A 6,843-nucleotide genomic window follows, 5' to 3' on the forward strand; every position below is an offset into this window, starting at 1 on the left:
AAAAGGACTTAGCCCTGTACAATACAGAACTAAATCCTTTGCTTAAATTAATTGTCTAACTTTTTGGGGTCAGTACACACCAGATCTCAGCCTTTTTCTTTATCCCAAAACCAATTCATCACTGACTAGACTTTGGCCACTATTTTTCTGGAAGAGATGCATGAGATCTTCAACCGTCAGATGCTTTTTCTCCTCTCCCTTGACATCCACCACTATCTTACCCTGATAGAGCATAATGAGACGATTGCCGTACTCAATCGCATGGTTCATATCGTGGGTAATCATCAAAGTCGTCAACTGATGGTGTTCCACAATCTTTTGCGTCAAATCCATCACCATTTGACTCGTTTTCGGGTCAAGTGCCGCAGTATGTTCATCCAAAAGCAAGAGTTTGGGTTTCACCAGAGCTGCCATGACTAGGGTCAAAGCCTGTCTTTGTCCTCCTGAGAGATATTGAGTATCTACTTTTAAGCGGTTTTCAAGGCCAATATTCAACTCCTTCAAGGCCTCTTGGAACTCGATTCTATCCTTCTCCTTCACACCCCAGCCAAGCCCTCTCTTCTGCCCGCGTCTCAAGGCAATAGCCATATTCTCCTCAATCGTCAAACGAGAAGCTGTTCCCATCTTAGGATCTTGAAAAACACGTGCAATATCCTTGGCTCTCTTTCTTACACTCAGATTTTTAATGGATTTGCCTGCCAATAAAAGGTCCCCTTCGTCCACCGATAGATTGCCAGCCAAGATATTCATCAAAGTGGATTTCCCTGCTCCATTTCCACCAATCACAGAGATAAAATCTCCCTCTTCAACCTCTAAATCTAATCCTTTGAGGACATGGTTCTCATTGACCGTCCCTGCTTCAAATGTTTTGTGAATATTTTCAAGTGTTAACAAACTTACCATAACTTTCTCCTCCTATTCATTTCTCAATTTCAGACCACGAATCTTTAATCTCTTTTGCAATTCTGGTGCAAATAAAACTAAGGCTAGCAAGATTGCATTAAAGAGACGTACCAAGTTTTGATCTAGATTTGGAATTTCATAGATATTTAAAATAATCAAACGGTATACAATAGCACCGATTCCGATGGATAATAAGCGGCTTCCAATGGTCAAGTCGTGTATCAAGACTTCCGCAATAATCACTGCACTCAAACCAACAACGATGGTTCCTGTCCCAGAAGTCACATCTGAAAATCCATCATTTTGGGCAAACAAGGAACCACATAGGGCAATCAAACCGTTTGAAATCATGTAACCAACAATCTTCATGGTGTCTACATTGACCCCATTGGCCTCACTCATCGGAATATTATCCCCAGTCGAACGCAAGACCAAACCAATCTCCGTCTTCATCAAAAGAGTCAAGACCAAACAAACAAGTAAGAGACAGGCCAAACTGAATGAGAAAACAGCTTCTTCATTTGACAGACCCAAGCTCGCCAATTGTTTAAAGACGGTTGCAGAATCTCCCAAGGAAAGATTGGGCACACTTCCCATGATTTTAATATTGATGGAATAAAGCCCTGTCAAGGTCACAATCCCTGTCAAGAGAGCTGGGATTTTCATCTTGGTGTGGAGCATTCCTGATACTAGACCTGCTACCATACCTGCCAGCAAAGCAAGTAAGGTCGCAATCCAAGGATTTGTCCCTGCCTGTATCTGTGATACAACGACTGCTGCCCCCAGAGGAAAGGCTCCTTCAGCAGTCATATCTGCAATATCCAAAATACGGAAAGTCAAGTAGACCCCAATAGCCATAATCGACCATAGCAAACCTTCTGATAAACTAGATAACACAAAATTCATCCTTAACCTCCTTATTCCTTGCCTTCTAACTTACTAATATCAATTCCTAGTGCATCTGCCATTTCTTGATTGGTATGCAATTCCAGTTTTTCAGGCAACTCAACTGCTATATTTTCTGGCTTCTCACCTTTTAAAACACGAATCAGCATGCGAGCTGTCTGTCTTCCCAATTCTTCATAATTAGTTCCGTAGTTATACAAGCCACCCACAGCAATCATTTCTGTTGAACCACCAAATACCGGAACCTTGTGTTTAATAGAAACCTGCTTGACTGTTTCCATGGTTGATGAAATGATATTATCCGTTGGTACAAAAACCATATCCACCTCTGCCATCAAACTCTCTGCTGCCGCCTTGACGTTGTTACTGTCCAAGATTGTTTTTTCAACAACACTAAAGCCTTTTTCTTCCAAAAGACGCTTAGCTTCATCCTTTTGGAAAACTGAGTTTGGCTCGCTCTGAGTATAAAGAATTCCAATCGTTTTAGCCTTGGGTAACACTTTCTTTATCAAATTGATTTGGGTTGAAATGGCATCTGATGACTGGTCGCTTGTCCCAGTCACATTGCCCCCAGGGTGTTCTCTTGACTCAACCAACTTGGCACTGACAGGATCTGTTACCGCTGAAAAGATAACCGGTGTCGTTTGTGTTGTATTGGCCAAGCTCTGAGCAGAAGGCGTTGCGATAGCTAGAACGACATCACTAGATTCTGCTAGTTGCTGGGAAATCGTTTTAAGATTTCGTTGTTCTCCCTGTGCATTTTGCAAATCAATCTCGATATTTTTCCCTTCAATATAGCCTTGCTTGGCCAACTCATCCACAAAACCTTCTCTAGTAGCGTCTAAGGACTGGTGGGTAATAAATTGTGAAATACCGATACGAAATACATCTTTTTTCTTATCTGCCTTCAACTGATGCAAACTGATCAGAGAGGTCAAGAGAATTCCCACTACCAAGAGGGGTGCTAGTAATTTCCGAACAACTTTCATAATGAAACTCCTTCTCAGAAAAGATAAAACAAAAAACCGCCTAGATACTATCTAAACGGATGCTTGAAATAATCTAACAAGTTACAACTTAGCTAGTCCATTTAGATATTCATCTATATGGACCACAATCAAAAATCTTAGCCACATAGATACAAACAAATTGCTTGAACTGTTTGCATCCATGGTGACATGTCTACAAACACTATCTAAAGTAGCTAAAGTAAAAGTTTTGATTCATCGTTACAGCTTGTCTCTTATTCATTTCTTTTTCTGCTTTCTTTTTTGATGTTTCCTATCTTACCACCTTTTTCATCACCTGTCAAGAATATTTCAGAATTTTTTAAAATTTTTCGAAAATTCTTTCATAATTCTTTTAGGATAATTTCAAAGATTTGCCCATTAGACAAAATAGAACGATTTGAATACTTTTATAGTATTTAGTTGTACTAGAGTCTTTTAAAAGTGTTTTGATAACTTGTATTTCTTCTTTGGTTGATTTCATATCACTATTATATAATGCGTTTTGATTTTAGTATAGTATTAAACTGACTCTTGGCAGTCGGACAAAAAATCGACAGTTATTTTATACTGTTTAAAACCAATAGTCAATACGACAATCTCTTTACTTTTCGGTTATCAACTCTGTAGATTGCTAACATATCCAAAATAAGCCAAGTATCCCGAGGATAGGCAGCAGAAATGAATTATTTATACTCTGGATACCACTTCAAATCACGAACTGCTTTGGCCATATCTGTTTCCTTAGCGCGTGCAAGACCTTGCTCTTGTGCTTTTTTAGCGACTGCTTCTGCTACTTTAATAGAAACATCTGCTACATACTTGAATGGTGGCAAGACAGGAGCTCCTGGTTGGCCTGGATTGACAATACCACTCAATGAATGCGCCGCTGCTCCAATCATTTCATCAGTCAAAAGACTTGCTTCAGAAGCCAGCATACCTAGACCAAGACCTGGGTAAATCAGGGCATTATTTGCTTGACCAATCACATAGTCTACACCTTTATAAGAAACCGTATCAGCAGGAATTCCTGTTGCGACAAAAGCTTTGCCATCTGACCATTCAATCAAATCTTTGGCACTAGCTTCTGCCAATTTAGTTGGATTTGACAAAGGGAAGATCATTGGACGTTCTATGTTTTCACACATAGCTTCTACTATTTCTTTAGTGAAGGTATTAGGCTGAGTTGAAGTTCCTACAAGAATGGTTGGCTTCACAGTCTTCACTACTTCAAGCAGGTCAGTCAACTTATCTGCGTTACTAAAGTCAGCACGTTTCTTAGCAAATGGTTTTTGCTCTGGTGTCAAGTCATCCATGTCATCAAAGAGAAGACCTTGTTTATCAACCATAAAGAAACGTTTATAGGCTTCTTCTTCAGAAAGACCTTCACTTACCATTTCACGAAGAACACGAGAGGCAATTCCTGCACCCGCAGTACCACCACCATAGCAGAGATAAACTTGATCTGTTAATTTTTCACCACTAATATCCAGCGAACCAAAGATACCACCCAAGGTAACGATTCCTGTACCTTGAATATCATCATTAAAGGTCGGAATTTGTTTCCGGTATTTTTCAAGAATATTGGCAGCATTCAAGCGGCCGAAGTCTTCCCAGTGAAGGTAGAGTTTAGGAAAGAGACGTTCTGCTGTTTGAACAAATTGGTCAATGAAGTCGTAGTAACGATCTCCGCGGACCCGTTCGTGACGATTTCCTAAGTAATTAGGATTGTTACGAAGTTCTTCACGGTTAGTCCCTGCATCAATGACTAAAGGAAGGACCATCGAAGGATCGATTCCAGCAGCACCTGTATAGACCATCAATTTCCCAACAGAAATATCGACACCATTTGTTCCCCAGTCGCCAATTCCAAGGATTCCTTCTGCATCTGTTACAACAATGAGACGAATCTCGCGACCCCCGGCAGCGTTTTTCAAAGTAGCTTCAATATTTTCAGGATGATTAATATCAAGATATCCCGCATATTGGGGATCTACAAAAAGATCACTATAGCCTTCAATGGTATCTGCAATGGTTGGATCGTATACAATTGGATTGAATTCCTCCAAATGTTGAAAAAAGAGGTAATAGAAAAGAGTCCGGTTGGTATTAAAAATTTCCATTAGGAAAAGACGTTTTTCCAAATCATTGGCTTTAGTTTGCATTTGTGCATAAGTTTGCGCCGCTTGTTCTTCAATCGTTTGAACATACGGTGGCAGTAAACCAATAAGGCCTAGTTCCTTTCGCTCCTCTAAGGTAAAGGCAGTACCTTTATTGAGGAAAGGATTATTTAAAATATCATGTGCAGTCATAGTGCAACCTCCTTTTTATTTATATTATACCACATGAAACGAATTGTTCATGAAACGTTGTTGTTTAAATAATACAATTGTATACGCATATGTTATAAATTTCTGAACTCATCAAACTCTCGATGATCTCTCTTTACTAAAAGTTTCGAGTAAAATAAACCAATCATACAAATTGACAATCCTAATTAAAATAAATATCATCTGGGTATGTTATGCAATACTTTGTATTTTTTAAGGTGTTTTTTTGTCATATAAAACTTGTATTCTATTTATATGACAACTAAAAACTATTTACAACAATATATTTCCCAAAAAGTGAAATATTTTCGAACACAGAATAAAATGAGCCAGGAAGAACTTTCAGAACAAGCAGGACTCGGGCTTAAGTATATCAATCAACTTGAAAACCAAAATGTGAATCTGACCATTCACAGTCTTGAAAAAGTGATTTACGCCCTAGAAATGACCCCAGAGGAATTTTTCAATTTTGATAGCCTTGAATCAACCTCTGATAAGAGTGACAATCTTTCACTCAAAAGAATCAACATGAAGATTAAACAGCTCCCTATTGATAAACGAGAAAAAATGTTGGTCATTTTTGAGAGTATCTTAGATAATCTTTGAGATCCCTGACTCACTTACATTTTAACTGGTGAATACTCGTATAGTCAAATTGTAGGATACGGATAAAAATTATTTATCTGCTGTTTTCCACTTATTTTCCTTCTCCAACTAATGAAAGTGAACCCATATGAATTTAAAAGATCTACAATATTTTTATGACCTCTGCCAGCTTCAATCCTATACGGAAGTAGCAAAACAACATAAAGTCAGCCAACCATCTATTTCTTATGCTATCAAGCGCTTAGAGGAATACTTTAACTGCAAATTGATTCACCATGACCCCTCGCATCGTTCCTTCAAGCTAACTCCTCAAGGACAAATCCTTCTAAAGCATACAGAACTGATCTTACCTGAGGTCATTTCTACTCGCAAAGAAATTAATCGCTCCTTGGCACAATACTCTACTGTAGGATTCCCTCCTATTATCATTCAGTATCTCTTTGCTGCCTTAAACGAAAAAGATAAATTCGATTTTTTAAAAAAGATACGTCCTATCCGCGGTGGCTCCGTAGAGTTATTAAACCTTCTCCTTAAGGGAGGCCTTAATGCAAGCCTACTCGGTTTGATTGAACCTCTCAATTATCCTTCAATAGAGACACACGAGCTATTTCATAAAGAACTGTATGTCGTTTTATCTAAGAACCATCCTTTTGCCACTGTTCCTTCCCTCGCTTTTGAAGAATTAGTAGATCAATCCTTTATACTCTTAGACGAACACTTTGTTCACCTGAAAGCTTTTGAAATGCTTAATCAAAAGCATCAAAACAAGGCAGAAATATTCTTTAAGACAGATGATATTGTCATTCTTAAAGAACTTTTAAAGAAAGGGATTGGCCTTAGTTTACTGGCTGATATCGCACTTTCTGATGAAGATGATGATTTAATAAAAATCCCTCTTATACCGAAGGATAAGATAACTTTTACAGTTTATTACGCTTACCTTAAATCAGCTACACCGTCATCAGAAATAGAAGCCTTATTTAAACTCCTTAAATCATATGAATAGAAAAACTCGGCTCTTTGTCAACTGTAGTGGGTTGAAGAAAAGCGGCTCTTTGTCAACTGTAGTGGGTTGAAGAAAAGCTAAGCTC

At 38.5% G+C, this 6,843-nt stretch carries 6 protein-coding genes and 1 pseudogene; 2 read left to right on the forward strand and 5 right to left on the reverse strand.

Features of this window, described 5'->3' with window-relative positions:
* Positions 1-99 precede the first annotated feature (99 nt).
* From QP439_RS08565 to QP439_RS08585, 5 genes and pseudogenes are all read right to left on the reverse strand, one after another.
* Positions 100-903: an ABC transporter ATP-binding protein gene (locus tag QP439_RS08565; protein WP_285389525.1), complete on the reverse strand. Its 804-nt coding sequence runs from the start codon at positions 901-903 to the stop codon at positions 100-102.
* 12 nt (positions 904-915) lie between these two features.
* Complete coding sequence (locus tag QP439_RS08570; RefSeq protein ID WP_285389527.1) at positions 916-1,809, reverse strand: ABC transporter permease; 894 nt, start codon at positions 1,807-1,809, stop codon at positions 916-918.
* Between the two features lie 11 nt (positions 1,810-1,820).
* Entirely contained in the window at positions 1,821-2,798 is a 978-nt protein-coding gene (locus QP439_RS08575; RefSeq protein WP_285389530.1) for an ABC transporter substrate binding protein, read from the reverse strand.
* Between the two features lie 382 nt (positions 2,799-3,180).
* Positions 3,181-3,300, reverse strand: a pseudogene (locus QP439_RS08580) (IS630 family transposase); the annotation flags it as partial.
* Positions 3,301-3,502: 202 nt separating this feature from the next.
* Positions 3,503-5,128, reverse strand: coding sequence for a malolactic enzyme (locus QP439_RS08585; protein ID WP_285389533.1), 1,626 nt, complete (start codon positions 5,126-5,128; stop codon positions 3,503-3,505).
* Between the two features lie 273 nt (positions 5,129-5,401).
* Here QP439_RS08585 and QP439_RS08590 point away from each other — a divergent pair, with 273 nt between their 5' ends.
* Complete coding sequence (locus QP439_RS08590; RefSeq protein WP_285389538.1) at positions 5,402-5,752, forward strand: helix-turn-helix domain-containing protein; 351 nt, start codon at positions 5,402-5,404, stop codon at positions 5,750-5,752.
* Positions 5,753-5,879: 127 nt separating this feature from the next.
* A complete protein-coding gene (locus QP439_RS08595; RefSeq protein WP_049492829.1) occupies positions 5,880-6,758 on the forward strand; it encodes a LysR family transcriptional regulator in 879 nt (292 codons plus the stop codon).
* The last annotated feature ends 85 nt before the right edge of the window (positions 6,759-6,843 follow it).

The sequence above is a fragment of the Streptococcus sp. UMB1203 genome, assembly GCF_030217725.1.
In the GTDB taxonomy this organism is placed as follows: domain Bacteria; phylum Bacillota; class Bacilli; order Lactobacillales; family Streptococcaceae; genus Streptococcus.

Bases quoted from the DNA above. Each gene is read 5' to 3' on its own strand.
- QP439_RS08585 (WP_285389533.1), bottom strand. From the start codon at position 5,128: ATGACTGCACATGATATTTTAAATAATCCTTTCCTCAATAAAGGTACT.
- QP439_RS08595 (WP_049492829.1), top strand. From the start codon at position 5,880: ATGAATTTAAAAGATCTACAATATTTTTATGACCTCTGCCAGCTTCAA.
- QP439_RS08575 (WP_285389530.1), bottom strand. From the start codon at position 2,798: ATGAAAGTTGTTCGGAAATTACTAGCACCCCTCTTGGTAGTGGGAATT.
- QP439_RS08590 (WP_285389538.1), top strand. From the start codon at position 5,402: ATGACAACTAAAAACTATTTACAACAATATATTTCCCAAAAAGTGAAA.
- QP439_RS08570 (WP_285389527.1), bottom strand. From the start codon at position 1,809: ATGAATTTTGTGTTATCTAGTTTATCAGAAGGTTTGCTATGGTCGATT.
- QP439_RS08565 (WP_285389525.1), bottom strand. From the start codon at position 903: ATGGTAAGTTTGTTAACACTTGAAAATATTCACAAAACATTTGAAGCA.